This window comes from Mesorhizobium sp. Pch-S, assembly GCF_004136315.1.
In the GTDB taxonomy this organism is placed as follows: Bacteria; Pseudomonadota; Alphaproteobacteria; order Rhizobiales; family Rhizobiaceae; genus Mesorhizobium.
The window spans coordinates 1,204,387-1,229,440 of sequence record NZ_CP029562.1 but is presented as its reverse complement, the minus strand read 5'-3'; the positions used below and the strand labels follow the sequence as shown (position 1 = coordinate 1,229,440).

25 protein-coding genes and 2 tRNA genes are annotated in these 25,054 nt (G+C 65.2%); 13 read left to right on the top strand and 14 right to left on the bottom strand.

All coding sequences use genetic code 11. The annotated features are described in order from the left end of the window. The first annotated feature begins 8 nt into the window (after window positions 1–8). Genes C1M53_RS05710 through C1M53_RS05695 form a run of 4 tightly spaced genes read left to right on the top strand, consistent with a single transcriptional unit; the run spans window position 9 to window position 4,099 of the window. A complete protein-coding gene (locus tag C1M53_RS05710; RefSeq protein WP_129411355.1) occupies window positions 9–839 on the top strand; it encodes a nucleoside phosphorylase in 831 nt (276 codons plus the stop codon). A gap of 51 nt (window positions 840–890) precedes the next feature. After that, window positions 891–1,925, top strand: a complete 1,035-nt coding sequence (locus tag C1M53_RS05705) for a s-methyl-5-thioribose-1-phosphate isomerase (protein WP_129411354.1) — start codon at window positions 891–893, stop codon at window positions 1,923–1,925. Next, window positions 1,922–3,433, top strand: coding sequence for an amidohydrolase family protein (locus C1M53_RS05700; protein WP_165358054.1), 1,512 nt, complete (start codon window positions 1,922–1,924; stop codon window positions 3,431–3,433). The genes C1M53_RS05705 and C1M53_RS05700 overlap by 4 nt, the downstream gene beginning before the upstream one ends. Before the next feature lie 33 nt (window positions 3,434–3,466). After that, window positions 3,467–4,099 carry a class II aldolase/adducin family protein gene (locus tag C1M53_RS05695; RefSeq protein WP_129411352.1) on the top strand — a complete coding sequence of 211 codons (633 nt, stop codon included), beginning with the start codon at window positions 3,467–3,469 and terminating at the stop codon, window positions 4,097–4,099. A gap of 80 nt (window positions 4,100–4,179) precedes the next feature. Here C1M53_RS05695 and C1M53_RS05690 read toward each other — a convergent pair whose 3' ends face one another. Then, the gene (locus C1M53_RS05690; protein WP_165358053.1) at window positions 4,180–5,664 is read right to left on the bottom strand and encodes a PLP-dependent aminotransferase family protein; all 1,485 of its coding nucleotides are present in this window, start codon (window positions 5,662–5,664) and stop codon (window positions 4,180–4,182) included. A gap of 121 nt (window positions 5,665–5,785) precedes the next feature. Between C1M53_RS05690 and lhgO the strand changes: the two genes are divergently transcribed. Further along, entirely contained in the window at window positions 5,786–6,988 is a 1,203-nt protein-coding gene (gene lhgO / locus C1M53_RS05685; RefSeq protein ID WP_129416037.1) for an L-2-hydroxyglutarate oxidase, read from the top strand. Window positions 6,989–7,013: 25 nt separating this feature from the next. On the opposite strand, the gene C1M53_RS05680 is transcribed toward lhgO, so the two are convergent. Continuing rightward, window positions 7,014–7,433, bottom strand: coding sequence for a cupin domain-containing protein (locus C1M53_RS05680; protein ID WP_129411350.1), 420 nt, complete (start codon window positions 7,431–7,433; stop codon window positions 7,014–7,016). Window positions 7,434–7,491: 58 nt separating this feature from the next. Here C1M53_RS05680 and C1M53_RS05675 point away from each other — a divergent pair, with 58 nt between their 5' ends. Both C1M53_RS05675 and C1M53_RS05670 read left to right on the top strand, forming a co-directional pair. Beyond that, window positions 7,492–8,310, top strand: coding sequence for a helix-turn-helix transcriptional regulator (locus C1M53_RS05675; protein ID WP_129411349.1), 819 nt, complete (start codon window positions 7,492–7,494; stop codon window positions 8,308–8,310). A gap of 211 nt (window positions 8,311–8,521) precedes the next feature. After that, a complete protein-coding gene (locus tag C1M53_RS05670) occupies window positions 8,522–8,821 on the top strand; it encodes a hypothetical protein (RefSeq protein ID WP_129411348.1) in 300 nt (99 codons plus the stop codon). An 81-nt stretch (window positions 8,822–8,902) separates the two neighbouring features. On the opposite strand, the gene C1M53_RS05665 is transcribed toward C1M53_RS05670, so the two are convergent. The 10 genes from C1M53_RS05665 to C1M53_RS05615 all read right to left on the bottom strand — a co-directional run bounded on the left by C1M53_RS05665 (window position 8,903) and on the right by C1M53_RS05615 (window position 15,745). Beyond that, window positions 8,903–9,112 carry a hypothetical protein gene (locus C1M53_RS05665; RefSeq protein WP_129411347.1) on the bottom strand — a complete coding sequence of 70 codons (210 nt, stop codon included), beginning with the start codon at window positions 9,110–9,112 and terminating at the stop codon, window positions 8,903–8,905. Between the two features lie 734 nt (window positions 9,113–9,846). Continuing rightward, window positions 9,847–9,922, bottom strand: a tRNA-Phe gene (locus C1M53_RS05660). Window positions 9,923–10,144: 222 nt separating this feature from the next. Continuing rightward, entirely contained in the window at window positions 10,145–10,375 is a 231-nt protein-coding gene (gene yacG, locus C1M53_RS05655; protein WP_129411346.1) for a DNA gyrase inhibitor YacG, read from the bottom strand. Window positions 10,376–10,561: 186 nt separating this feature from the next. Further along, complete coding sequence (locus C1M53_RS05650; RefSeq protein ID WP_129411345.1) at window positions 10,562–11,191, bottom strand: Maf-like protein; 630 nt, start codon at window positions 11,189–11,191, stop codon at window positions 10,562–10,564. Window positions 11,192–11,214: 23 nt separating this feature from the next. Beyond that, a complete protein-coding gene (gene infA, locus C1M53_RS05645) occupies window positions 11,215–11,433 on the bottom strand; it encodes a translation initiation factor IF-1 (RefSeq protein WP_006200926.1) in 219 nt (72 codons plus the stop codon). 204 nt (window positions 11,434–11,637) lie between these two features. Continuing rightward, window positions 11,638–12,123 carry a UPF0262 family protein gene (locus C1M53_RS05640; protein WP_054310239.1) on the bottom strand — a complete coding sequence of 162 codons (486 nt, stop codon included), beginning with the start codon at window positions 12,121–12,123 and terminating at the stop codon, window positions 11,638–11,640. A gap of 6 nt (window positions 12,124–12,129) precedes the next feature. Beyond that, a complete protein-coding gene (gene hisD / locus C1M53_RS05635) occupies window positions 12,130–13,422 on the bottom strand; it encodes a histidinol dehydrogenase (RefSeq protein ID WP_129411344.1) in 1,293 nt (430 codons plus the stop codon). Window positions 13,423–13,425: 3 nt separating this feature from the next. After that, complete coding sequence (locus C1M53_RS05630) at window positions 13,426–13,860, bottom strand: DUF2948 family protein (RefSeq protein ID WP_129411343.1); 435 nt, start codon at window positions 13,858–13,860, stop codon at window positions 13,426–13,428. A gap of 262 nt (window positions 13,861–14,122) precedes the next feature. Then, the gene (gene murA / locus C1M53_RS05620) at window positions 14,123–15,421 is read right to left on the bottom strand and encodes a UDP-N-acetylglucosamine 1-carboxyvinyltransferase (RefSeq protein ID WP_129411342.1); all 1,299 of its coding nucleotides are present in this window, start codon (window positions 15,419–15,421) and stop codon (window positions 14,123–14,125) included. A 132-nt stretch (window positions 15,422–15,553) separates the two neighbouring features. Then, window positions 15,554–15,745, bottom strand: a complete 192-nt coding sequence (locus C1M53_RS05615; RefSeq protein ID WP_129411341.1) for a hypothetical protein — start codon at window positions 15,743–15,745, stop codon at window positions 15,554–15,556. A 131-nt stretch (window positions 15,746–15,876) separates the two neighbouring features. Between C1M53_RS05615 and C1M53_RS05610 the strand changes: the two genes are divergently transcribed. The 5 genes from C1M53_RS05610 to C1M53_RS05595 all read left to right on the top strand — a co-directional run bounded on the left by C1M53_RS05610 (window position 15,877) and on the right by C1M53_RS05595 (window position 18,093). Continuing rightward, a tRNA-Thr gene (locus tag C1M53_RS05610) sits at window positions 15,877–15,951 on the top strand. A 271-nt stretch (window positions 15,952–16,222) separates the two neighbouring features. Next, the gene (locus C1M53_RS05605) at window positions 16,223–16,573 is read left to right on the top strand and encodes a hypothetical protein (RefSeq protein WP_129411340.1); all 351 of its coding nucleotides are present in this window, start codon (window positions 16,223–16,225) and stop codon (window positions 16,571–16,573) included. Between the two features lie 120 nt (window positions 16,574–16,693). After that, the gene (locus C1M53_RS05600; RefSeq protein WP_129411339.1) at window positions 16,694–17,125 is read left to right on the top strand and encodes a nuclear transport factor 2 family protein; all 432 of its coding nucleotides are present in this window, start codon (window positions 16,694–16,696) and stop codon (window positions 17,123–17,125) included. A gap of 45 nt (window positions 17,126–17,170) precedes the next feature. Then, window positions 17,171–17,458, top strand: a complete 288-nt coding sequence (locus C1M53_RS32435; protein WP_348630062.1) for a hypothetical protein — start codon at window positions 17,171–17,173, stop codon at window positions 17,456–17,458. After that, window positions 17,371–18,093 carry an alpha/beta hydrolase gene (locus tag C1M53_RS05595; protein WP_348630048.1) on the top strand — a complete coding sequence of 241 codons (723 nt, stop codon included), beginning with the start codon at window positions 17,371–17,373 and terminating at the stop codon, window positions 18,091–18,093. Before C1M53_RS32435 ends, C1M53_RS05595 begins: the two co-directional genes overlap by 88 nt. Before the next feature lie 18 nt (window positions 18,094–18,111). Here the strand turns inward: C1M53_RS05595 and C1M53_RS05590 are convergent, their stop codons facing one another. Then, entirely contained in the window at window positions 18,112–23,448 is a 5,337-nt protein-coding gene (locus C1M53_RS05590; RefSeq protein WP_165358052.1) for an autotransporter domain-containing protein, read from the bottom strand. Between the two features lie 367 nt (window positions 23,449–23,815). On the opposite strand from C1M53_RS05590, the gene C1M53_RS05585 reads away from it, so the two are divergent. Continuing rightward, a complete protein-coding gene (locus C1M53_RS05585) occupies window positions 23,816–24,541 on the top strand; it encodes a LuxR C-terminal-related transcriptional regulator (RefSeq protein ID WP_165358051.1) in 726 nt (241 codons plus the stop codon). A 44-nt stretch (window positions 24,542–24,585) separates the two neighbouring features. On the opposite strand, the gene C1M53_RS05580 is transcribed toward C1M53_RS05585, so the two are convergent. Beyond that, entirely contained in the window at window positions 24,586–25,050 is a 465-nt protein-coding gene (locus tag C1M53_RS05580; RefSeq protein WP_129411336.1) for a nuclear transport factor 2 family protein, read from the bottom strand. Window positions 25,051–25,054 lie beyond the last annotated feature (4 nt).

The following is a 25,054-nucleotide window of genomic DNA, read 5'->3' as shown; positions in this document are numbered from 1 at the left end:
AAACCAAGATGACCAGTCAATCCACCGAAACCGCGACAGCAAACACCGGCGACCGCCGTCGCATCAATGCGCTCGCCGCGCTGAACCTGCCCCGCTACGTGCTGCTGCCGGGCGATCCGGAGCGCGTCGACTTCATGGCAAGCCAATGGGAAACGTCCGAGGTCATTGCGCTGCCACGCGGCTATCGGGCGGCCGTCGGCACCTATAAGGGCGTGCGCATCGGCGCCGTCTCGACCATGATGGGGGCGCCGTCGCTCGACATCGTGCTTGCCGACCTGGTGAAGCTCGGCATCGATACCTTCATCCGCGTCGGCACTTGCGGCACGCTGAAGGAGGACATCGAGCCCGGTTCGCTGATCATCAACGACGCGTCGGTGCGCCTCGATGGCACCAGCCATTTCTATGTCCGCAACGAATTCCCGGCCGTCGCCTCGCATGAGGTCACTTTTGCGCTGGTCGATGCTGCCGCCACGAATGGCTTCAGCCATTGCGTCGGCACCGGCGCCACCACCGGATCCTTCATCGCCGGCCAGGGACGGCCGGGTTTCAACGGTTATGTCGCGCCGGAAGGCGAGCGCATCCTGGAAGAGATGAAACGGGCCGGCGTCCTCAATTTCGAGATGGAGACCGCGGCGCTGCTGACTCTGGCGCGGATCTACGGCCTCCGTGCCGGCGCGATCTGCTCGGTCATCGCCAACCGCATCACCGGCGTCTGGGACGAGAGCGGCGGTGTGGCGCGTGCCTGCCTGATCGGCGCCGAAGCCATCAGGCGGCTGGCGGAGTGGGATCAAAGGGCCGGGGAGGCCGGGCGAACGCTGATCACGGCAACGGACGTCTAGACCCCGCGCCGGCGGGGTACTGCCAAGAACATTTCTGAGATGGAGACGGTGATGGACGCGTCTATCGCTATGCCGACCCTTATTGCCAAGAGCGTCCTGCTCGAGCCCGACCGCGTGCGCATCCTCGACCGGCGGGTCTTCCCGTTCCAGACCCGCTTCGTCGACTGCGAGACCCTGGAAGAGGTCGCGCTGGCCATCGAGCAGATGGTGACCCAGAGCAGTGGCCCCTTTTTCGCGGCGAGCGCCGGCTTCGTGCTTGCCGCCAGGAAGGCGAGTTCGCTGCAGCCAGCGGCGCGCCGGCAGGCGCTCGCCGATGCCGCCGCCCGTCTGTTGCGGACACGGCCGACCAACAACAACATCCGTGATGTCATCGGCCAGCTGCAGGCCGAGGCGGAAGCCTGGCTGGATCGCGCCGACATGGCCGAGTGCATCGAAGTTGCCACCCGCCAGGCCTGGGAGAGGCAACAGGAATTCAGCCGCAAGCTCGGCGCCAGTGCCGCCAGCCTGATCGAGGACGGCGACACCATTCTCACCCACTGCTGGGCGGAGTCGGGGCTGATCCACGCGCTCGGCTGCGCCATGGAGGCCGGGAAGTCGGTGAAGGTGATCTGCACCGAGACCCGGCCCTATCTGCAAGGCGCGCGGCTGACGGCACACAGCGTGGCCGAGATGGGCATCGAGACGACGGTGATCACCGACGGCATGGCCGCCCATGCCATGGACCGCGGCCAGGTCAGCCGGCTGATGACCGCGGCCGACCGCGTCACCCTGTCCGGCCATGTCATCAACAAGGTGGGCACGCTGCAGCTGGCCATCGCCGCGCATCATTTCGGTATACCGTTCATTGCCATGGTGCGCTTTCCAGACGCCAGGGCGCCGAGCCCGGAGGATGTCAGGATGGAGGAGCGTGACGGCGACGAGTCGCTCTATTGCCTCGGCATGCGAACCGCTTCCTATCTGGCCAGGGGATGGTATCCGGCCTTCGACGTCACGCCGCCGCGTCTGGTCTCGGCCGTGGCGACCTCGATCGGTGTCTTCGCGCCGGCCATGATCCTGCAGACTTTCGCAAGGCAGCCGCAGTCATGAGCGGCGACAGGTCGACCTGCTTCATCGGCGCGACCGTCTGGCCCGGTGGTGACGCCGGGTTCATGGCGGGAGGCCTGCTGGTCAAGGGAACGCGGATTGTCTCCGTCCTCACCCCGGCCGAAGCTGACGCGGCCGCGCTCGGCGCTGACGAGGTCATCGATGCGGCCGGCATGATCCTGATGCCGCCTTTGGCCGATTGCCATGTCCATTCGTCCTCGACGCTGTTTCGGGGAACCGAGAATTCCCTGCCGCTCGAGCTCTGGTCGTTCCATGCCATCAACCACGGCCGCGGGGTCACCGACGAAGCCGCGCGTCTCGGCGTGCTGCTGACGGCGGTCGAACTGATCCGCAACGGCATCGGCAGCTATGTCGATCATTTCCCGCAGGCGGGCCGGGCCGGGATCGGCCTCGATGCCCACCTCGAATCCGGCCTCCGGGTCGCTTTCGCCCCGTTCTTCGCCGACCTGCGCGACGAGGAACTGCTGGGCATCCCGCTCGACACCGAGCTTGCGGCGCGCTTGCTGCCGCTGGCGCCACGCCGCGCCGAAGAGATCGAAGCGCTGTATCGGGGTCTCGCCGTCCGCCTGCGTCAGCAAGGACACGGCCGTGTCGAACTGATGTGCGGTCCCAACGCGCCGCAGCGCTGCTCGGACGATTTCTGGAAACTCTGGCAGCGGCTTCAGGACAGCCTCGGCCTCGGCAGCCACACGCATCTGCTGGAGACCTATCCCCAGAGACAGCTCGCCGACGCCCGCTGGCGTGGTGGTCTCGTCAAGGCACTGGATGCCGCCGGCCTGCTGCACGACCGGCTGTCGGTGGCCCACGGCGTCTGGCTGACGCGAGAAGAGAAGGAACTGCTGGCCAGGCGCGGGGTGACCCTTTCCTTCAACCCGGTCAGCAACGCCATGCTGGGCTCCGGGCGCAAGACCATCCGCGAGGACCTCGAACTCGGTCTCGAGGTTGCCCTCGGCACGGATTGTTCCAATGCCGGCGGCCGCCATGACCTGTTCGAAGTGATGCGGCACATGCTGGTTTCCGGACGGGACCCCGGCAGCGACTTCAGGCACTGGCCGAAACCCGGGCAGGTTCTCTACGCCGCCACCACGGCAGGCGCCGGGGTGTTCCGCAACCAGGCCGTCCGCGGCCGGCTTGAAGCAGGCGCCGTCGCCGATGTGCTGATGCTCGATCCGCGCGCGCCGGGACTGGCGGTTGCTCCGGTGAGCCCCGCATCCATCGTCGCGCATGCCGATGCGCGCAGCGTGCATTCCCTGATGGTGGACGGCAACTGGTTGTTGCGCAATGGCACCGTCACCGTGCTCGACGAGGTTGCGCTGATCGAGAGGGCCTCGGTCGTGGCCGCCGAGCTGCGGGCACTTGCGGCGGAAACCGGGCCTGCGATCGACGGGCTGCAGGCCGGCTATGCCGCCTGGCAGGGCTCGGCCTTCCAGGGCGTGACCTGTTCCTGCTGTGCTCCGCGGCTCTCGCCGCGATCAATGACCCTGGCCTGACGGCCCACCAATCGAACGCCCGGAAGGATCACCATGTCCGTCGAAGCTGACAAACGCGCTGAACTGTCCCACCTCTACCGCGAGCTGGACCGCGCCGGGCTGATCTTCCTGGCCGCAGGCAATATCAGCGTGCGCCACGAAGACGGCATGCTGATCTCGCCGGCGGGCGCTTCGGCGGAAACGATCAAGCCGGAAAGCTTCGCCCGCACCGATATGGATGGACGATGCGCAGAGGGGTTGAGGCCATCGAGCGAATGGTCGATGCATGCCGCGATCTACCGCGCCTTTGGGCGCGCCGAGGCTGTTGTCCACACCCATTCCGACCATTGCGTCGCCATGGCCTGCACCAATCAGCCGCTGCCGCCGTTCCACTACATGCTCGCGGCTTTCGGCGGCGGCGACGTGCGCTGCACCAGCTATGAGACCTACGGGTCAGTGGAACTGGGCGAATCCGCCGTTGTTGCGCTCGACGGGCGCACGGCGTGCCTGCTCGGCAACCACGGCATGATCGCCTATGGCACCTCGCTGCGAAAGGCGTTCAATGCCGCATACCGCCTCGAGATCCTCTGCCGCCAGTACATCCAGGCGCGGCAAGCGGGGCCCGTCACCCTCCTGGATGAGGATCAGATCGCGATCGCGGTTGAGCGTTACCGGAACTACGGCTGAGCCCGGAGCAACCCGCTTCCCGGAATTGCGGCGGAGCGTTATCGGAACTACGGGTAAGCAATTCCAGAAAGCAATCAGCCTCAGGCAGCCGCCCGGATTGCCGCATCGATGCGCCTGACGCCTTTGCCGATCTGGCTCTCATGGATCTGCGAGACGGCTATGCGCAGGTAGTTGCGCGGGGCGTCGTCAGTGAAGAAACGACTGCCCGGATCGACGAGAACGCCTTCGCTTTCCAGCACGGCGCTCAGCGCCGCCGTGTCCACGGAGGCGGGTACTTCGACCCAGAAGGTGGACGCGCCTTCGCTGCCGACGATGCGGGCCGGCGTCTTCAGTTCGCCGAGTGCGGCGCTCAGCACCTCGCGCCGCCGCTGCAGGATGCCCGAGACCTTGCGCAGATAGGAGTGGTAGTAGCCACGGTCGATGAACATCGCCAGCGTACGCTGGATGTTGCCGGGCGGATGACGGTGGATCAGGCGACGGATGGCACGCAAGGCCTCGATGACCGGCGGCGAGGCGACGACGAAACCGGTGCGCAATCCAGGCGCCACCGCCTTCGACAGGCTGCCGATATGGATCACCCGGCCTTCGCGATCCAGGCTCTTCAGCGACGGGGTCATGCGCCCGTGGCTCAGCACTTCGGTGTCATAGGTGTCCTCGACCACGATGGTGTCGCGGCGGCGTGCAATGTCGAGCAGTGCCTGCCGGCGCTCCACTGGCATCACCGCCGTCGTCGGGCACTGGTGGCCCGGGGTGATGAAGATCACGTCGCATTGCCGCAGTTCCACCGAAAGGACCGCGCCATTCTGGTCGACCGGCAGGTGCACCCGCTTTGCCGCGGTCGAGCGGATGAGCTGTTCCATGTCAGGCAGGCCGGGCCGCTCCAGCCCGACGGTCGTGCCAGCCTGGCCGAGCAGCCGCGCCACCAGATAGCGCCCCTCCTGTCCGCCGAGCGTGATCAGGATCTCGTTGGCCTCCGCCCAGATGCCATGGTTGGGCAGCACATGGCGGCGCAGGCTTTCGATGAGGCCGGCGTCGTCCATGTCGACCATGTCGCGGCCCCAGTCGGCGATCTGGGTCAGGCCGAGCGCGCTGCGCTCGCACTGTCGCCAGTGGCTGGTCGGGAAGGTGCTCGGGTCGAACTGGCCATAGCGGAAATTGTATGAGGGAGGGGCCAGCGGCTGCGAGCGGGGCGCAGGCCGCTCGAGGCCGAGGCGCCGATGCCAGTCGTAGTCCGTTTCCCTGGGCTCATTCCGGCGTTCGGTCGCTCCTGCCTCGAAGCCGAACTGCGCGACGAAGACACCGGAGCGGTCCTTTACGACGAGGTAGCCCTGTTCGACGAGGGAGTTGATGGCGGCGATCGCCGTGTTGCGGCCGATGCCGAGCGTCGCAGCCATGGCACGCGTCGATGGAACCCGCACGCCCGCCGGGATCTGTCGGCTGACGATCGCGTCGACGAAGCTCTCGATCACCTGCACGGTGATGGCGCCCCGCGCTGGATCGGGCCTGGCCAGGAGATGCTCCCAGACCATGTTCGCGTCGCTCTGGCCTCTCGCCCTGGTCTTCATGCCACCTGCCCAGCTATCCCGCTGGTTCCCAGGCGGTGATAAACTGGACCTTACCATCGTTCTTTCGCTGCGTAATGGTCTATGGCGGGCAGCAGCAGCTCAAATCAACGGAACGATCGTGATCTTCGATTTTTGCATCATCGGTGCCGGCATCGTTGGCCTTTCGACGGCGATGCAATTGCAGCAACGGTTCCAGCATGCCTCGATTGTCCTGCTGGAAAAGGAGAGTGCGCCCGCCCTTCACCAGACCGGCCGCAACAGCGGCGTGATCCACGCCGGGGTCTATTACGCGCCGGGGTCGCTCAAGGCGAGGTTCTGCCGCGAGGGCAGCGCGCGGACCATGGCCTTCTGTCGCGAGAACTCCATTCCCTACGAGCAGTGCGGGAAGCTTATCGTTGCCACGTCCAGCCCGGAACTCGCCCGGCTCGGCGATCTGGAAACACGAGCGCGCGCCAATGGCCTTGAGCCCATCCGGCTGGACGGCGAGCAACTGGCCGAGCGGGAACCCGATATTACCGGACTGGGCGCACTGCTGTTCCGCGAGACCGGCATCGTCGACTACGGAGCGGTCTGTCGCGGCATGGCCAGCCGGTTCATCACTGCCGGCGGAGAGATCCGCTTCGGCGCCGTCTGCACGGGCTTCAAGGAACATCCCGGTGAGGTCGAGATACACACCGATGGCGGCACCTTGCATGCGCGCTCCGTGATCACCTGCGCGGGCGTCCAGTCCGACCGCATGGCTCGACTGGCCGGACTCGACATCGATTTCCGGATCGTGCCGTTCCGTGGCGACTACTTCCGGCTGCGCTCCGAACGCAATGCCATCATCCGCCACCTGATCTATCCCGTTCCCGATCCGGCGCTGCCTTTTCTCGGCGTGCACCTGACCCGGATGATTGGAGGTTATGTCACCGTAGGGCCGAATGCCGCCCTGTCGTTCGCCCGCGAAGGCTATGGCCGCCTGAGCCTGAATGTCGTGGATTCGATCGACCTGGCGACGTTTCCCGGCTTCTGGCGCACGATATGGAACAATCGGGCATCCGCCGTCGATGAACTCCACAGCGCTTTTTCCCGCCGCCGCTATCTGGCGCTCTGCCAGAAATATTGTCCCTCGCTCACGCTTGAAGATCTCGAACCGCATCCGAGCGGCATCCGTGCCCAGGCTGTGAAAGCCGACGGCACACTGATCCATGACTTCCTCATCGTGCAGACGCCAAGGACCACCCATGTCTGCAACGCGCCTTCCCCGGCCGCAACCGCCGCTTTGCCGATCGGCGCGCACATCGTCGACACCGTCGCGGAAAAGCTGGAGGGGTCGCGGTGATGTCGTCGGCGGTACCGGATGGCCATCAGGTGGCGTGCGTCCGCTGAGGGGCAAACGTTCCCGGGCCATCGACGTTCACCACGGTCTCGCCTGCGCCGACGCGAACGAAGACATAGTGAACGTCGTTGCCGCCCTCGATGATCTGGCAGCGATGGATCGCCCGGCGGGGGAAATAGGCGTAATCGCCCTTGCCGATCTCGAAAGATTGCTCGCCATTCGCGCCGAAATCCACCCGGATGCGACCTGACAGCATGTACATCCCGCTGTCGAATTCTTCGTGGTGATGCCACTGGCTGGGTGCATCGAGTGCTGTGACATGGCATTGGCCGACCCAGAGATTGCCGGCCTCGAGCGCTTTTTTCCTGTTCTGGCCTGGCGTGATCGGACCATCGACCAGCTGGTGCGCTTTGACATATCCGATCGTCTGGAAAAGCCCCGTGCTCATGGTCGTTTCCCTCCTGGGAAAATCTTGAAAGAACCTGCGCTTAGCTTAGGCTAGCCGGATGGAGACGACCGGCCAATTTCTGTCGCCAACAAGACAAGCTGCGATCCTGCCGTTCGAGACCGCCCCGCGGCCTGTCGTGGGCTTTGCCTGCGATTATCCGTCAGGCCTGTCGTCGGGGTTCCACGAGCATCCGAGGGCTCAGCTGCTCTATGCCATCTCCGGCGTGATGCGCGTGGAAACCCAGCTTGCGCATTATGTGGTGCCGCCAACGACGGCGTTGTTCCTGCCTGCGGGTGCGCAACACGCGGTGAGCCTGGACGGGCCCGTGGCAATGCGGGAATTGTTCCTGCGGGAAGATGCCGCCATGCGGGTCGGCGTGGAGCCGAAGGTCATTGCCGTCTCCGGCCTGCTGCGCGAAGTCATCGTTGCAGCCTGCGCCGAACCCGTGGAATGGCAGCTGCATGGCAGAGGTCATCACCTGGCGGAACTCGCCCTTGACGAAATCGCACGATCGACGCCGCTGCCACTCGGCCTGCCCCTGCCTCGGGACCCCCGTCTGCACCGGGTGGTTATGCTGCTCCGCCAGCGGCCCGGCGACCAGAGGAGCCTGGAGGCGTGGGCGGAGGTGGCAAATGCCTCGAGCCGGACGCTGGCCCGCCTGTTCCGGGCCGAGACGGGGTTGAGCTTCCGGCAATGGCGACAGCAGGCGCGTCTGACCGAGGCCTTGAGTGCATTGACGATGGGGGTGCAGCCGGCGAAGGCGGCCTCCATCGCCGGCTTTGAAAGCATCCCGGCCTTCGGCGCGGCGTTTCGCGCGTTCTTTGGCATCACCCCTGGCCAGGCACGGTTTCTTCACCCTGGTGTCCGCAGGCCGTAAGCCGCCAGTCCACGAAGCCATTCGGCTGCCAAAGGCAAGGCCGTCAGCAAAACCATCGGCGATACGCGCCAAGCTCCTGACAGAATGATGTCAGTGTGCCCCGGCTATTGTGTGCAGGTCCGATTCATCCGGTTTTGGATGCGAATGCCGTTTTGGCGTCGGATTGAACAACTGCATCGTTAGGGCCAGCGGCCGCGCTGGGGTGATCGAGATGTCTGATTTGACCGTGCCGGAGCAGCAGAAACGCGTAGCGATCCTGTGTCCGGAATTGCATGACGGCAAAAAGCCGGGGCATTTCCTCGGCTCGGAGAAATACGCCAATGCGCTGGGCAGGGCGCGTCCATCGCAGACAGTCCCGCATCTCTATGAGCGCACCGTCGAGCTCTATCTCGATATTCTGGATATGCAGGCTCATGCCGAGACCACCAGCGCTGGCCAGCTGCGTTCATTCCTGCAGGAGGCGGAGCAGGTCGTCGCGGGCCTGATCCGGAAGGAAGCCGGCTCCATCTAGCGATTGTTTGCGCGCTGCGTTCTGGTTGTCGCAATCGCCCGGGTGCCGGCATCTGGTTCGGCAAGTGAACAGGTAGCCGCGTCAGGGCCTCGATTTCGTGCAGATTGGGTCGCCGTGATCCATGCGCACGCAGTCCCATCCCGTTCCGAAGCCGTGGTTGACCTTTGCCTGGACCGATTGCAGGTCTGTCGCGAAATAGATCATGACGCCGACCACGCCGGTGCCAAGGGCAAAAGCGATGAGCATCGCCCTTGCGTCACCCTTCCGCAGCGGAGGCAGGTTGCGCCACATGGCGGCAGTTTATCCGCGATGGTGAAAGCGTCAATGAACCGGAGCGCCATTGGGGAACCTGGCGGCAAATCCGGTCGAGCGAGACTATCCTCTACCCCATATGGAAGATGTGCTGGCTAATTGTCTTCGCTAGCGTCGCCGATGGCGCTGGGAGCCTAACCGGCGTTAGGCCGGCGCAGCCGCAATTGCATCCCTTGCGCCGGCCGCCATTTTCCCGATTTTCGGCCGTCGACCGTTGCACAGGGCACCCAACCTGTGATGACTCGCGCTGCCTCTGGTTCTCCCGGGCGGCGCTTTTTTGATCTCAATTTTCGGAACGACCGGCACGCTCGGAGTATAGACGCCGCCCCATCGGAGCCGTGAGCGAAGCGAATTGGCGTGAGGAGGGTCGCCCGCCGAAGCAGAACTGGCATCGAACCCTATGGTTCGCAAGGACGACCGTCCGTCGACCGTCAGGCCGCCCCATCGGAGCCGTGAGCGAAGCGAATTGGCGTGAGGAGGGTCGTCCGCCGAAGCAGAACTGGCATCGAACCCAGTCGGTTCGCAAGGACGACCGTCCGTCGGCCGTCAGGCCGCCCCATCAGAGCCGTGAGCGAAGCGAATTGGGTGAGGAAGGTCGCCCGCCGAAGCAGAACTGGCATCGAACCCTGTGGTTCGCAAGGACGACCGTCCGTCGGCCGTCAGGCCGCCCCATCGGAGCCGTGAGCGAAGCGAATTGGCGTGAGATAAAAGAATGGTGCCCAAGGGCGGAATCGAACCACCGACACTGCGATTTTCAGTCGCATGCTCTACCAACTGAGCTACTTGGGCATCCTGACGAGAGCCTTGATCTGTAATTCACGATTGGAATTCAAAATCCGGACCTTGCCTGCTCGCCGGGCCAAAGCCCGAAAGCGAGCGGGGTTATAGCATGAGATTCCCGCCTGTCCAGCACCGCCGTGTCGATTTCGCCGGGAAAACAATCGTTAGCCGAAAACGCCTTAAAAATCGGCGCCTTGCCGGTCTTTGCACCAGTGTTGCGGGCAGGTGTGATCAGTCCTGCGCGTCGTCCGGCGCCTTGCCTGGCGCGTTGCCCGGCAGCGCGTCTTCCGCCTCGCCGTCGTCGCCAGGGATGACATAGACGCCCTTCAGCCAGCGGTTGAGGTCGATGTCCTTGCAGCGTGTCGAGCAGAACGGATAGGTGTCGCGCGCCGAGGGCCGTCCGCATTCGGGGCAGGGCCGTTTTGGACGCAGCGGCGTCACGGTGCTGTCATTGCTTGCCATGGTTTCTCTCGCTGTGGCGCGGTTCCTGCCCGACCCATATCCGAGGACATCTGCGCCTTCGCAGACCTCCCGTCGGAATAATGATCTAGAGCATTTTGTAGCCAAGTGGGATCACTTGGCGTTACAAAAATGCGGTAAAACAAAAGCTTAGAGCGTTTCTGCGTTTCCGTGAAAGACGGAAACGCTCTAGGACAGTCCGCGTTCCGGCCAGCCGCGATGGATGTCGAAACCTTCGCCGGCCAGAAGCGCGGTGGTCTCGTAGAGCGGCAGGCCGACGATGTTGGAATAGGAGCCGGACATCTTGACGACGAAGGCGCCGGCCAACCCCTGCACGCCATAGCCACCGGCCTTGCCGCGCCATTCGCCGGAAGCGACATAGCGGTCGATTTCGGTGCGGGGCAGGCGCTTGAAGCGCACGCGCGTTTCCACCAGCCGCTGCCGCTGCTTGCCGTCCGGCGTGATCAGGCACACACCGGTATAGACACGGTGCGACCGGCCCGACAGCAATTGCAGGCAGAAGGCAGCGTCGTCGCTGGTCTCCGCTTTCGGCAGGATGCGCCGGCCGACCGCGACCACCGTGTCTGCCGCCAGCACATAGCCGCGTTCGCCCTCGGCGTCGCCTTGCATGGAGGCAAAGGCCTTCTCGGCCTTCTCGCGGCACAGGCGCTTGGCGAGCGAGCGAGGATGCTCGGCACGCTGCGGCGTCTCGTCGATATCGGCGGGCAGGATGCGGTCGGGCTCGATGCCAGCCTGCTGCAGGAGCTCGATCCGGCGGGGCGATCCCGAGGCAAGCACGAGCTTGTGCATGGTGCTCATCGCATCTGGCCCGCTACGACAATTTACTTGAAGCGATAGGTGATGCGGCCCTTGGTCAGGTCGTAAGGCGTCATCTCGACCAGAACCTTGTCACCCGTCAGAACGCGGATGCGGTTCTTGCGCATGCGCCCAGCCGTATGGGCAATGATTTCGTGTTCGTTTTCGAGCTTCACGCGGAACATCGCATTGGGCAACAATTCCGTCACCACACCCGGAAACTCGAGGACTTCTTCCTTCGGCATTCGATACCTTTGGTTTGTATGGATTTCCGGCAGGCCGGCCGGAATTTGGCGCGGAACCTATATGATTATCGCCGCTTTGTGAACAAGCTTAATCGGCTCGAACTTTGTGGTCCGATTCCGACATTTTCACCCTCCGATACAACACCTGCGGGCAAATGTCAGAATGAAACAGCCAACGACACTTTTGTTCAGCGTTTTTCTTTCTCACCCGCGCCAGTGCAGCACGCAGACCAGCGTGAACAGCCGTCGTGCCGTGTCGAAGTCGATTTCGATCTTGCCGGCCAGCCGGTCCATCAGCGTCTGCGAGCCCTCATTGTGCAGGCCGCGCCGGCCCATATCGATCGCTTCGATATGGCTCGGGGTCGAGGAGCGGATGGCGTCGTAGTAGCTTTCGCAGATCAGGTAATAGTCCTTCACGATGCGCCGGAACGGCGTCAGCGACAGGATGTGGGTGACGACGTCGGCGCCGTCCTCGCGGCTGATGGCGAAGACCAGCCGCGATTCGGCAAGCGACAGCTTCAGCTTGTAGGGACCGCTGCCGTCGTCATTGACCGGGCTGAACGAGTTTTCCTCGATCAGGTCGAAGATGGCCACCGCCCGCTCATGTTCCACGTCGGGCGTCGAGCGGCCGATCGTTTCGTCGAGTTCGACGTCGATCAGCCTTGCGTTGTTTGGCCCGGCTCCCGACATATCCGCCTACATGTTCAGCCGGATCGAGACGGAGCGGCCATGCGCGTCGAGCCCTTCGGCCCTGGCGAGCGCGATCGCCGCCGGCGCCAGCTGTCGCAGCTGTTCGGGTCCGAGCTTCAGCACCGACATGCGCTTGACGAAGTCGAGCACCGAAAGCCCGGACGAGAAGCGCGCCGAACGCGCCGTCGGCAGCACGTGGTTGGAACCGGCGACATAGTCGCCGATCGCTTCCGGCGTGTGGCGGCCGAGGAAGACCGAACCGGCATTGCGAAGGCCGGTCAGGAACGCTTCCGGCTCGTCGAGCGCCAGCTCGACATGTTCGGCCGCGATGCGGTTGGCCAGCGGCAGCGCGTCTTCAAGCTCGTCCACCAGGATGACGGCGCCGAAGTCGCGCCAGCTTTCGGCGGCGATCGCGCCGCGCGGCAAGGCAGCGAGCTGGCGCTGCACGGCGGCTTCCACGGCCGTCGCGAAGGCGGCATCGTCGGTGATCAGGATCGACTGCGCCGAGGCATCGTGCTCGGCCTGTGCCAGGAGGTCCGCGGCGATCCAGTCGGGATCGTTGCTGCCATCGGCGACCACCAGCACTTCCGACGGGCCGGCGATCATGTCGATGCCGACCGTGCCGAACACCTGGCGCTTGGCCGCGGCCACATAGGCATTGCCGGGGCCGACGATCTTGGCCACCGGGCGGATCGTCTCGGTGCCATAGGCAAGGGCAGCCACCGCCTGCGCGCCGCCGATGCGGTAGATTTCCGAAACGCCGGCGAGATCGGCCGCCACCAGCACCAGCGGGCTGATGACGCCGCCAGTCGCAGGGACCACCATGACGATGCGCCCGACGCCGGCCACCTTGGCCGGCACTGCGTTCATCAGCACCGAACTCGGATAGCTTGCCGTGCCGCCCGGCACGTAGAGCCCGACTGCCTCGACCGCCGTCCAGCGCGAGCCCAGTTCGACACCGAGCGGATCGGTGTAGCGATCGTCCTTCGGCATTTGCCGCTGGTGATGCGAGCGGATGCGGTCGCGGGCGAATTTCAGCGCTTCCACCGTCTCCCGGTCGGCTACCGTATAGGCCGCCTCGATGTCGGCGCGGGAAACGGCAATGCCGAGCGTGCCGAGATCGGCCTTGTCGAAGCGTTGCGTGTAGTCGATCAGCGCCTCGTCGCCTTCCGCGCGGACGCGGGCGATGATGTCGCGCACCACCGCTTCCACGTCGGCCGAAACCTCACGCTTGGTCGCCAGGAAAGCGGTGAAGCGGGCTTCGAAATCCGCATCGGCTGCATTCAATGTGACAGCCATCGCTTAGCCCCTGTGAACCGGGCGCGAGGAGGCCTGCCAGGCGCCGCCGAGATCGGCGAGGCGCGCCTCGACATATTCGACTTCCAGCATGATGGTGCCGTTGCCGGCAAAGATCAGCTCGATGATGCCGGCGGGCGGCGCGATCGGGATGAAGCTGATGGCCAGCAGCGACAGCACCTCTTCCGATTTCTCGCGGGCGATGCCGCTGGTCTTCACCGCCAGCACGCGCTCGAAATGCAGCACGCTTTGCCGACGCTCATTGTGCTTGCGGAAGAAACCGGAGCGCACTTCCCAGGCAAAGCGGTTCATCGGCATGACGAAGCGCTTCCAGGTCGGCAGATATTCTATGTCGCCCACCTTCATGACGGCATCCTGGACATGGGCCGAAATGATGCCCAGGTCCTGCTCGTCCAGCGCCAATAACTTCAAAGCGTCCATGCGGATACCGCACCTGCGAAGGTTTTTGTCCAACCTTCTGTTAGGCGGTCTTCTCAGCGGGCGCAACCGGGGAAGGCAGTCGGCAGTCGGCAGTCGGCAGTCGGGAATAAAGATTGGGGATTGGCGTGCGAACGACGAACGACAGTTCCGTGACCGCCTTGATCGCCGTTCCACACATGCGATCGGCTTCACTGCCGACTGCCGACTGCCGACTGCCGACTGCCGACTGCCGACTGCCGACTGCCGACTGCCGACTGCCGACTTAGCCGCTGATCCGCTCGATCACCGCGCCGCAGCCGGAAAGCTTGTCTTCCAGCCGCTCGAAGCCGCGGTCGAGATGGTAGATGCGGTTGACGGTGGTCTCGCCTTCGGCGGCAAGGCCGGCGATGACCAGCGAGACCGAGGCGCGCAGGTCGGTCGCCATCACGGGTGCGCCCTTGAGCTTGGAGACACCCTCGACGATCGCCGTCTGGCCCGAAAGCGTGATGTGGGCGCCGAGGCGGGCCAGCTCCTGCACATGCATGAAGCGGTTCTCGAAGATCGTCTCGGTGATGCGCGACTTGCCCTTGGCCTTGGTCATCAGGCCCATGAACTGCGCCTGCAGGTCGGTCGGGAAGCCGGGGAAAGGCTCGGTGGTGACGTCGACCGGCGCGATGCCGGCGCCATTGCGCTTCACGCGGATGCCTTCATTGGTCGGCGTGATCTCGGCGCCGGTCTGGGCGATGACGTCGAGCGCCGTCTGCAGCAGGTCAGGCTGGGCGTCCTTCAGGAGCACGTCGCCGCCGGCCATGGCCACCGCCATGGCATAGGTGCCGGTCTCGATGCGGTCGGGGATCACGCGCACGCTGGCGCCGTGAAGCTGGTCGACGCCGTCGATGGTGATGGTCGCGGTGCCGGCGCCGTGGATCCTGGCACCCATGGCGTTCAGGCATTCGGCCAGGTTGACGACCTCCGGCTCGCGGGCAGCGTTTTCCAGCACGGTTTCGCCGCGGGCAAGTGCTGCTGCCATCATCAGCACATGGGTGGCGCCGACGGAAACCTTCGGGAAGACGTAGCGGTTGCCCTTCAGCCGGTTCTTGGCCTTGGCCACGACATAGCCGTTGTCGACGTCGATGTCGGCGCCGAGCGCCTGCAGCCCGTCGATGAAGAGGTCGACCGGACGGGTACCGATGGCGCAGCCGCCGGGCAGCGACACGCGCGCTTCGCCCATGCGGGCGAGCAGCGGGCCGATCACCCAGAATGAGGCACGCATCTTGGAGACCAGCTCATAAGGAGCGGTCGTGTCGACGATGTCGCGCGCGGTGAAGTTGATGGTGCGCGAATAGCCGCCGCCATTGCCGTTCTGGTGATCGCGCTTGCCATTGACCGAATAGTCGACGCCGTGGTTGCCGAGGATGCGGATGAGCTGCTCGACATCGGCCAGATGCGGCACGTTTTCCAGCGTCAGCGTGTCGCCGGTCATCATCGCGGCGATCATCAGGGGCAGGGCGGCGTTCTTGGCGCCAGAGATTGGGATGGTGCCGGCGAGCTCGCGGCCGCCGACGATCCTGATGCGATCCATGAAAGAGTGTCCCTCAGCCGGAAGCCGGCTTAAATCGGTTGTGTTTGGGCCGCCCTCTAAACCATTGGTCGGTCCGGTTCAAGAAATAGGATTTCGAGAAGTCGGCGCAAGAATGGCCGCGTATTGATTCTCTTACCCTTCTTTTTTCTGTTCCTTCGCTGCGGCAAGCCCGTCGGGCCTGGTATCGGCCTCGCCGGTGCGGCGCGACCTGAGCTGTGCCTTGCGCTTCTGCAGGTTCGCACGCAGAGCCTCGGCCAGCCTGGCCTTGCGGTGGTCGGCCCTGGTTTCCGGCTTGGGCGATTTCGGTTCGGTCTTGTCGGTCATGGTCTCGCTTAGTCCTTAACAATGCATAACCGACATTGTGGCGCGGCCATGTCTGGGAGGCAGTTGGAAAATGCTATTATAGCAACTTGCGCTTGGCGATTCATTGTGGCAGAAGGCGCCGCATTCACGATGCTGCCGTAGCTCAGTGGTAGAGCACTCCCTTGGTAAGGGAGAGGTCGAGAGTTCAATCCTCTCTGGCAGCACCATTCTCCCCAATAGAACCAACAGATCGTCTTGTCACCGCGCAACAAGGCTGCACGGTCGTGTCTGGCCCTGCGGAAAGCCTTCGGATTGCGCGGTTCGTCACAGAGGATTGAGACAGGTCGCGACGCCGATCATTCAATGGCGCTCTCGCGATTCGTCTCTGCCAGTCCAGAGTCAGCAACTGTTCGCATGGGAACAAAATAGGAACAAAATCCTTGACGGCCTCTCTGTCGCGATGGCAGTCTGCCGCCATCAAACCGACGGAGAACGACGATGACCGAACCTGCGAGGGTCGCGGAGAGCGAAGCTTTTTCACTGCGTCTGAACTGGCGGCAGGCCGATCGCGAGGCCGACTATGTCGCCGACGCGGACGGTTATGACGGCAGCGTCGGCCGCATCTATCTGCGTGATGCCGGCCCGCAGCAGGGCCTGTGGTTCTGGGCGATGAACGCGCATGGCACCGAGATCAGCCGCAACATCGGCAGCCTCAACGGTGTCGAGAAGTCGGCGCGGGCGGCAGCCCGCATGGTCGAGGGTGCCTGGTTTGCAGCCATCGCCGGATCGTCGCTTGACCGCCCGCCGCCGAAGCGGAATGCCTATGCGATGGCGAGAGCAGGGGAGTAGGATCCCAGGCAAGCCAAGCGCGAGGCTGCCAGTTTCACGGACCTTTTCGGCGCATGGGCGTTGCCGGAAGAATGGAACCAGTTCGCGCCACGGCCCTTTCGCTTCCAAGGGAGACCGACGATGGAAACGAGCGTCAGGAAGTTTTTCGAACGCTATGCAGGCTTCTTCAACCGGGCGCTGGCCGGTAACATCGACGAGCATGAGCTGACAGCGCTCTACGCCCCGGAATTCATCGCGGCATCGCCGCGTGGGGTGATGACCGGCCGCAATGATGAGCAGCTCAAGCGCACGCTGGCGCACGGCTACGCGCACTACCGGGAGATCGGCACGAAGGCGATGCGGATAACCGATATCCGCGTCACTCCCATCGACGAGCATCATTGCGTCGCCCATGTCGCCTGGACGGCAACCTATGCCCGCAAGGACCAGCCGGACCTGTCGATCGACTTCGAGGTGCATTACCTGATGCAGATGCTGGGCGGCGAGCCGAAGGTGTTCGGCTGGGTCGCCGGCGACGAGCAGGAGCTGCTGCGCAAACACGGCATCGGGTGACGCAGCCTCCTGCCGGCCAGATTGGATGAACGAAATCCGCGCGTCGTGCGTTCTGCCTCGATGGAACAGCAGGCGATGATCGGGTTCGAGAGCCGCAGGGTCGAGACGGCGCAGGGCGGCGTGTTCGTGCACAAGGCCGGGTTGGGACCGCCGCTGCTGCTTCTGCATGGATTTCCGCAGACAAGCCTGATGTGGCGCGACATCGGCCCGATGCTGGCGTCGCATTTCACCGCGTTGCCGTCGACCTGCCGGGCTATGGCGCCAGCGATTGTCCGCCTGCCGATGAGCAGGGACATGGGGCCATGTCGAAACGCGCCATGGCGACGACATTGATCGAGACGATGGCAGCGCTGGGGCACGACCGCTTCGCGGTTGCCGGGCACGACCGCGGCGGCCGGGTCGCCTATCGCATGGCACTCGACCATGCCGAGGTCGTGACCAGGCTGGCAGTGCTCGACATCATTCCCACCTTCGAGGTGTGGGACCGTGCGGATGCGCGCCTCGCCCTGGCGTTCTGGCCGTTTTCATTGCTGGCACAGCCGGCGCCGCTGCCGGAACGGCTGATCGCCGCTGCTCCCGAGGCGATCGTCGACAACGCGCTGGACGAGTGGGGATCGGCGCCCGAAACCTTTCCGCGTGCCGTGCGGGAGGCCTATGCCGCGGCACTGCGAGATCCGGCGCAGATACATGCGATCTGCGAGGAATACCGCGCGGCCGCCACCGTCGACCGCGAGCACGACCGCGCCGATCTCCAGGCCGGGCGCCAGGTCGATTGCCCGCTGCTGGCGCTGTGGAGCGCGCATGGCGGCCTCGCCAGCTGGTACGAGGAAGCTGGCGGGCCGCTCGGCATCTGGCGTCGTTGGGCACGGGACGTGCGTGGCCATTCCGTCGATGGCGGCCATTTCTTTCCCGAGGAAAAGCCGGAAGCAACTGCCGGCCTGCTGCGGGAGTTCTTCGGGTACGGCTGATCGCACGGCTCCCTCGCATCAGAAACGCGTCGAGAAACTCGCCTTGAACGCGTTCTCGATGCCGCCCGATCCGAACTGGCCATCATAACGGAGTCCCAGCTGGCTCGTGGCGCCCAGCCTGACGTCGAAGCCGGCCTGCAGCGCCAGCGTATCGCGGGTCACCGGCACACCATAGACCGTGAAGGCAGTGCCGCCGGCGAAAGAGAGGCTCGCGGCCGGCGCGTTGGCGAAGGCATGGCGCCAGCCGAGCGAGGCATTGAAGTCGAACACCGTGCCGTCTGTGGTGAACTGCCGCGACAGACGCGCGCCCAGCGTGGTGAAGCCGGCGTCGTTGGCGTAGCCGCCGGCACCAAGCGCGGCCACGCCGCCGCTCTCCGTGAAACCGTCGGTCGACAGCCGCACATAGGCAAGGTCGGCGAACGGCTCGACCTTGAGCGTGCCGACATCGAACGGCCGCGCCACCTCGCCGAAAACCTGCAGCGAACTTGCGCCGTAGCCGGACCTGAGCCGCTCGCTGAAACCGGCAAATTGCGGCGTGCGCGATGTGTCGACGTCGTGATGGCTGTAGCCGGCGCCGAACTTGAGCCTGAGGTTGTCGACAATGCCGCCGGCATAGGCGCCGAGATGCACGCTGGTGACATCTGCGGAGGAATTGCGGTCGCCGACGTTCAGCGAGCTGACGCTGATGCCGCCGAGAAAACCGAGCGTCCACTCGCCCGCGCCGCTGTCGACGCCGGAGAACATGGCGCCTGTTTTGGCACTGGCATCGGCGGCATTGCCGTCGCTGTCGAGCGAGCGGGCGAGCCCGGTGCCCTGGATCCAGAACCCGCGTTCGGCTCCTTCAACCGTCACGGAGTCGGCGCGGGCCAGCACCGCCTCGCGCAGCAACTGGCTTTCGTCGAGCAGCATGCCGGCTGTTGCCGCGTGCACTTCACCCGAAAGCTGGTCGAAGGCGTGGCGGGCTCCATCCTCGGTCAACGGCGCGATGGCATTGTAGACGCCGTTGCCGGCGCCCAGCGATTCGATGCCCCCGGCGGCGGCCTTCTGGTTGGGGGTGCGCGCGACCGCAGCGAAGTCGACCTGGTTGCGGTCGAGCGTCAGCACCACGTTGTTGCCGTCGCCGCCGGTGTAGCTCACCGCAGGCATCAGGAAGGCGTAGAGATGGGCGATCGAGGCGAACTGGCCGGCCACGGCGCTGACGCCCTGGTTGTCGATGATCGTATAGCTCTGGCTCGGCTGCCAGCCGGTCGCCGACAGTTCATGCAAGGCGAGGGTGCCGCCGCCGAGGTCGACATTGCCGGTCACCACCACCTTGTCGGCGCGGCCAGGTTCGATTTCGATGTCGAGCGTGCCGGCAAGCCTGTAGTTGCCGTTGATGGTCTGCGTGCCGATCGAGGCACCGGGGGCGTGGTGGCCGCCCGTCTGGATTGTCACCGTGCCGCCCGCCTGCGTGCCGATCATGCCGATGCCGCCGAGCGTTGCGCCGCCTGCCACCACCACATCGGCCGAACCCAGCGAGCCGTCGATCCTCAGCAGGCCGCCCTTGACGGTGGTGGTGCCGAGATAGGTGTTGGCGCCGGACAGCACCAGCGTGCCCGTGCCCGCCTTGGCAAAGCTGCCCTTGGCCGAAGCGCCACCGTCGGAAATGACGCCCGATATCGTCTCGTCGAGATCGAGTGCGCCGGTTTCTAGCTGATGCGCGCCGAGCGAGATGGCGCCGGCACCGGAGACGGAGCCGAGCGAAACACAGTTGCACAGGCCGGCCGCATCGAAGGTAGAAAGGTCGACCTTGCCGCCGCCCTGGTTGACGATCCGCGCGCCGGCCGAGGCAACGTCACCGCGGAAGGCCGTGGTGCCGCCAGCCTGGTTGGTGATGGTCGCCATACCCGCATTGGAACCGGCCAGGAACACGGTGCTGCCGTCGCCCTGGTTGGTGACGGCTGCGGTGCCGGCGCTGGACTGGCTGTCGAATACCGCCGAGCCGTTCTGCGTCGATATCGTCAGCCCATTGGCGTTGACCGGACCGGCAAAACGCAGGGCGGGTTTCTGCGTGGCGGCCGGCGCGCCGGAGACGGAGACGGCGCCGGCGCCCAAGGCACCGTTCGCCGTTGCCACCAGCTCGCCTTCCCTGACAAGAGTGCCGCCCTGGTAGCTGTTGGCGGCGCCGAGCGTGAGCGTGCCGTTGCCGAGCTTGACGATGCTGCCGGTTCCGGAGATGCCGACATTGAGCACCGCATCGTTCACGGCAACCCCGGGATCGGCAGCGACGATGATCTCGGTGCCGGCCGAATTGGTGATCAGGCCGCCACCCGCGCCAGTCGCAAGCGTATAGGTCCAGTCGCTCGGGTGCGACACGAAGCGCAGGCCGGTGAAGGTCTGCGCGCCGACGATGCTCACCGTGCCCGGCACGCCGGCAAAGACCGCCTTCTGGCCAGCCGCCGCCGCGTTGATGGTGCCGGCGCTGTTGGTCCAGTTGGTCGAGGAGGCATCCCAGGTGCCGTTGCCGCCGCGCCCGTCGGCGACGCCGCCCGGCGCCATGTTGGCGCCGTCCCAGTATTGCTCGCCAGCGCCGGTCGCAACCAGCAGGTTGACGGTGCCGCTTCCTGCCAGGATCGACCAGTCGCCCGGATTGAAGCCGGCGGGAACGCTGCCGATCACCAGTCCGTTGTTTGTCAGCGTGCCGCCATAATTGGCGATCCGGTAGCTGCCGTTGCCGAAGCCGCCGGCGTCGCTCACCGTCAGCTTGCCGTCCAGCGTCAAATTGCCGGCGACGTCGAACAGCGGCATGGTGTTGGCGGCTCCCAGAGCCGCGTTGATGTTGGAGCCGTCATTGAGCGTCAGCGAGGCGAGCGTCAGCGATTGCCCCGCCTTGCCGGCCAGCGTGCCGCCATTGGCAACGCTGGTGACGCCCACCGAACCGCCGCCCGCCAGCGTGCCGCCGGCATTGACCTGGAAACTGCTCGACGCCATGGCGCCATCCACCTTGAGCGTGCCGGCATTGGCATTGGTCGTGCCGGTGAAGGTGGTTGGGAAGAGGGCGCTGAGAGCCAGCGTCAGCGTGCCGCTGCCCGTCTTGGTCAAGGTGCCGCTGCCGGTGATGACGCCGTTGAAGCTGGTGTCCGCCGCCCCGCCGGCCGTCAGGCCGCCGGTGCCGATGACGAGCCGGCCGTAGCCGGAAAGGTCGCCCACGGTCTGTGTGTAGCCATTGAGGTCGAAGATGCCGCCATTGAGGGTGAGGGCACCCGTGGGCGCCAGCCGGTTGGCTCCGCCGAGCAGAAGCGTGCCGAACGTGAGCTTCGTTCCGCCCGTATAGGTCTGGATGCCGTTCAGCGTCAGCGAGCCGTTGCCGGTTTTCTCAAAACTGCCTTCGCCTGAAATGATGCCGGAATAGCTGGGCGTACCGTTGAAATAGACGGACAGCCTGGAATGGTTGGCATAGTTGCCGGTGAGGGCGCCGTCACCGGCAAATCCGTCGCCGATGCGCAGTTCCCCGGCGTTGATGGTGGTGCCGCCGCTGTAGGTGTTGACGCCGACGAGCGTGACCAGACCCGTCCCGTTCTTGATCAGAGTACCCGTGCCCGAGATGACGCCGGCATAGCGGGGAAAGATATCGGCCGAACGGTCGATGATCAGCGTGCCGTCATTGTTGACGATGCCGTCGCGGATGCTGCCGGTCGTGCCGCCATTGCCGAGCTGCAGGACGGCGCCGGGGCTGATGTTGGTGACCGCCGAATAGGCGTTCTCGCTGGTGAAGATGGTGGTGCCGGCCAGGATGTTCACTGCGGCGGGACCGGCGAGCGCGCCGAAGCCGCCAATGTTGGGCGCGAAGACGTAGCTGCCGGAGGTATGGTTGAAATTGATCGCCTGCGGTCCGGTGGCGGTGCCGGAGAACAGCACCTGGTTGGCTTCCAGCGTCCCGGGTGCCGCGGCGGGAGAGCCCACGGTCGCGCCGATGTTGAGCGTGCCGGCTGAGCCAGTGACGCCGCCGAGACCGACGCCGCCGCTGCCGCCGATGACCTGGACCTTGCCGCCGTCTGTGATGGTCAGCGCACCCTTGCCGTTGCCGCCGATGGTGAGTCCCTGCAGGTCGGTCGGACCCGAACCCAGCGTGGTGCTGATGGCCCATAGCGAGTTGGCGCCGGTCACGGTCACGGTGTCCGTCGTCGCAGGGCTGGCGTCGCTGGCGCTGGCGATGTTGGCATAGCCGGTGTTGAGCCTGCCGCCGCCGGAGACGACGATCGCGGCAGTCGAATTGCTGCCATTGCCGCTGTAGAGCCGATAGGGCGTGGTGAAGCTCGAACCGGCACCGTCAATGGTGATGGTCGCCTTCTGGCCGGCGCCGTCAGCCAGCCGCAGGTCGGCAGCGAGGAAGTTCGGCGCGTTGACGTCGATCAGCACCGCCCCGCCGTTGAGGACATCGAGGCTCGCTGTCTGGCTGGTCGAACCGATCCCCAGCGGCAGATAGTTGCTGCCGTCGATCTTCCACTGCGAACCGGCACCGGTGACGGTTGCCTTGCCATTGACGATGCGGGCCGTGCTGCCGGTGCCGGTGGTGGCGATCTTGCCGCCACCGGAGACGGTCAGCTCGCCTTGGCCCAGCGGCCCGACGGTGAACGGACCTGTAGTCCAGGAGGCGCCGCCCGAGACGGTGGCGGTGCCGAGGCTTCCCACGCTGCCACCGAGATAGGTGTAGCGTGTGGAAGCGGTGGCACCGTCCAGCAACTGGAAATCGCCCTTGCCGGCCGCGCCGACCCGGAACTGGACGACGCCGGCATTGCTCATGGTGAAGTCCGATCCGGCCCCCGTCACCAGCAATTGTCCATCGGCGTTGGCGGAGGTCTCGGCGAGCATGACGCTGCCGCTGGACAGCAATTTGCCTCCCGCTTCGACGCGGAAGCGTCCGATCGCGCCATTGTCGGCCGCGATCGACAGGAAGCTGTTGCTCCATTGCGAGCCGACACCGCTGACGGTCACCTGGCCATTGGAGAACGGATTGTTGGCGAGTACACCGCTGCCGGTGACCTTGCCGCCGCCCGATATCGTCAGCGTTCCGCTGCCGTTGTCGCCGACGATGAGGTAGTTCGAACCCACCGCCAGGGTGCCGGCGCCGTTGACGACGAGCGCGCCGCTCGTTCCAGCCAGGCTGCCGATCGTCAGCGTGCGGGCGACCGCGCCGGCCGAATTGACGGTCGCCGTGTTGGGGCCGGCATTGTCGATGACGAGGGTGTCGGCACTGGTCGGCACCGCCGCAGGTGTCCAGTTGCCGCCGATGAACCAGTTGCCCGAGCCCGAACCGTTCCAGGTCAGCGAAGCACCGAGTGCCAGCGACGAGCTCGACAGGACGAGCGCCGCCAACCCCACGCTCCGCAATCCCGCGTGTGCCCAGGCAGTTCGGCCTGGCGCCCGCAATGCACCGGTCTTCAACGTCATGCGATGGTCCGCCCCACAAATCCCGCTGCGATCCCCGCCTGTCCGGCAGGGTGGTCACATGCGTCGATGATCCGTCATGAGCAGGCGACCCGGCTGCACGGTGCGGCCGGGCTTGCCCACTCATGTCCCCATGCGATTCAATGGGCTGAAGATCGCTGATCTGCCGCACTGCACAACTCTCGAAAGTCATAGGTTTTGCGCTTTTCCGGCGTGGAAAACGCCGCTTTCGTTGAAAACGCGCGGTGGCCATGCCAACAATGCCTGGGGGATCCGACATCGGGGCGCGACGGCAATGCTCGGGCAGATCATGACGCTTGCCGAAGGGGCGCTGACCGCACCCTCGGCGGAGGAAGCCAGTGTCCGGTTTTTCACCGCGGCTTCCGCCCTCGGTGCGACCTATCTCCAGACCCGGCTCTACCGGCGGCCGGTGGAGCGGCTGACCTCGCAGGCGCATTGGTCGGCCGGTGGGTTCATCAAGCGCATTTCGCCACAGGGCTGGCCCGGCAGCGCCGCTTTCAACTACGTCTGTTTCGACTGCAACCCTTTGCTTGCGGCGATCCGCGAGAACCGCACACGCTATCGTTTCTCCGATTTCGCCGGCCACGGCGACCCGCGCTATCGCAGCTACTGGGATGCGCTGGGCGAGGCTGAAATCGCCGAAGCTTTGTGCACGACATCCTATGGCAGCAGGGGTGTCATCGCCTCGCTGCATCTGGGGCTCGGCGAGCGCGAGCCGAGCATCGACGCCGCGAGGACGATGCAGCTGGCAGGCTTGCTTTTGACCGAGCGGCTGATGGATTTCGCCGGCGGCGTGCCGGACGACCTGCCGGAGTTGACGCCGCGCGAACGCGACTGCCTCACCTACATGGCGGATGGGCGCAAGGACCGGGAGATTGCCGAGATCACCGGCGTCACGGAAGCGACGGTGCGCTTCCACATCGACAATGCCCGCAGGAAACTGGGCGCGGTCAACCGCGCCCAGGCCGTGGCCCGGGCAGCCAACCGGCATATGCTCTGACCGAGACCGGCCAGGTATGCGACAGCGGCCCGCGGCACTTTGCTTTAGAACATCGTGTTCTGGTTGGCCGCCTTTTCAGGGACGGGCTGGATGACATCCCAGTGCTCGACGATCTTGCCGTCCTTCACGCGGAAGATGTCGACGACGGCCACGCCACGATCCTTCGGGCTTTCGGTCGAATGGACGTGCAGGTAGACGAGGTCGCCATCGGTGGCGCTGCGCACGATCTTCGCCCGCGATTCCGGATTGGTCTTGAAATAGCCGGTGAAGAAGGAGACGAACGGCTCCTTGCCGTCCGGCACGTTCGGATTGTGCTGGATGTAGGAATCCGCGACGACTTCGGCGGCTTCCGCCGTCTCATGTTTGTTGAAGACGCGGTCGTAGAACTCGACCACCAGCTTGCGGTTGGCTTCCTCGACAGCGAGGTCGCGCGTCTGCGCGAAGGCCGACGACGACAGGGCCGTGCCGATCAACAGGGCAAGTGCTGCGATTTTTGGGAATGCCGTCATATCA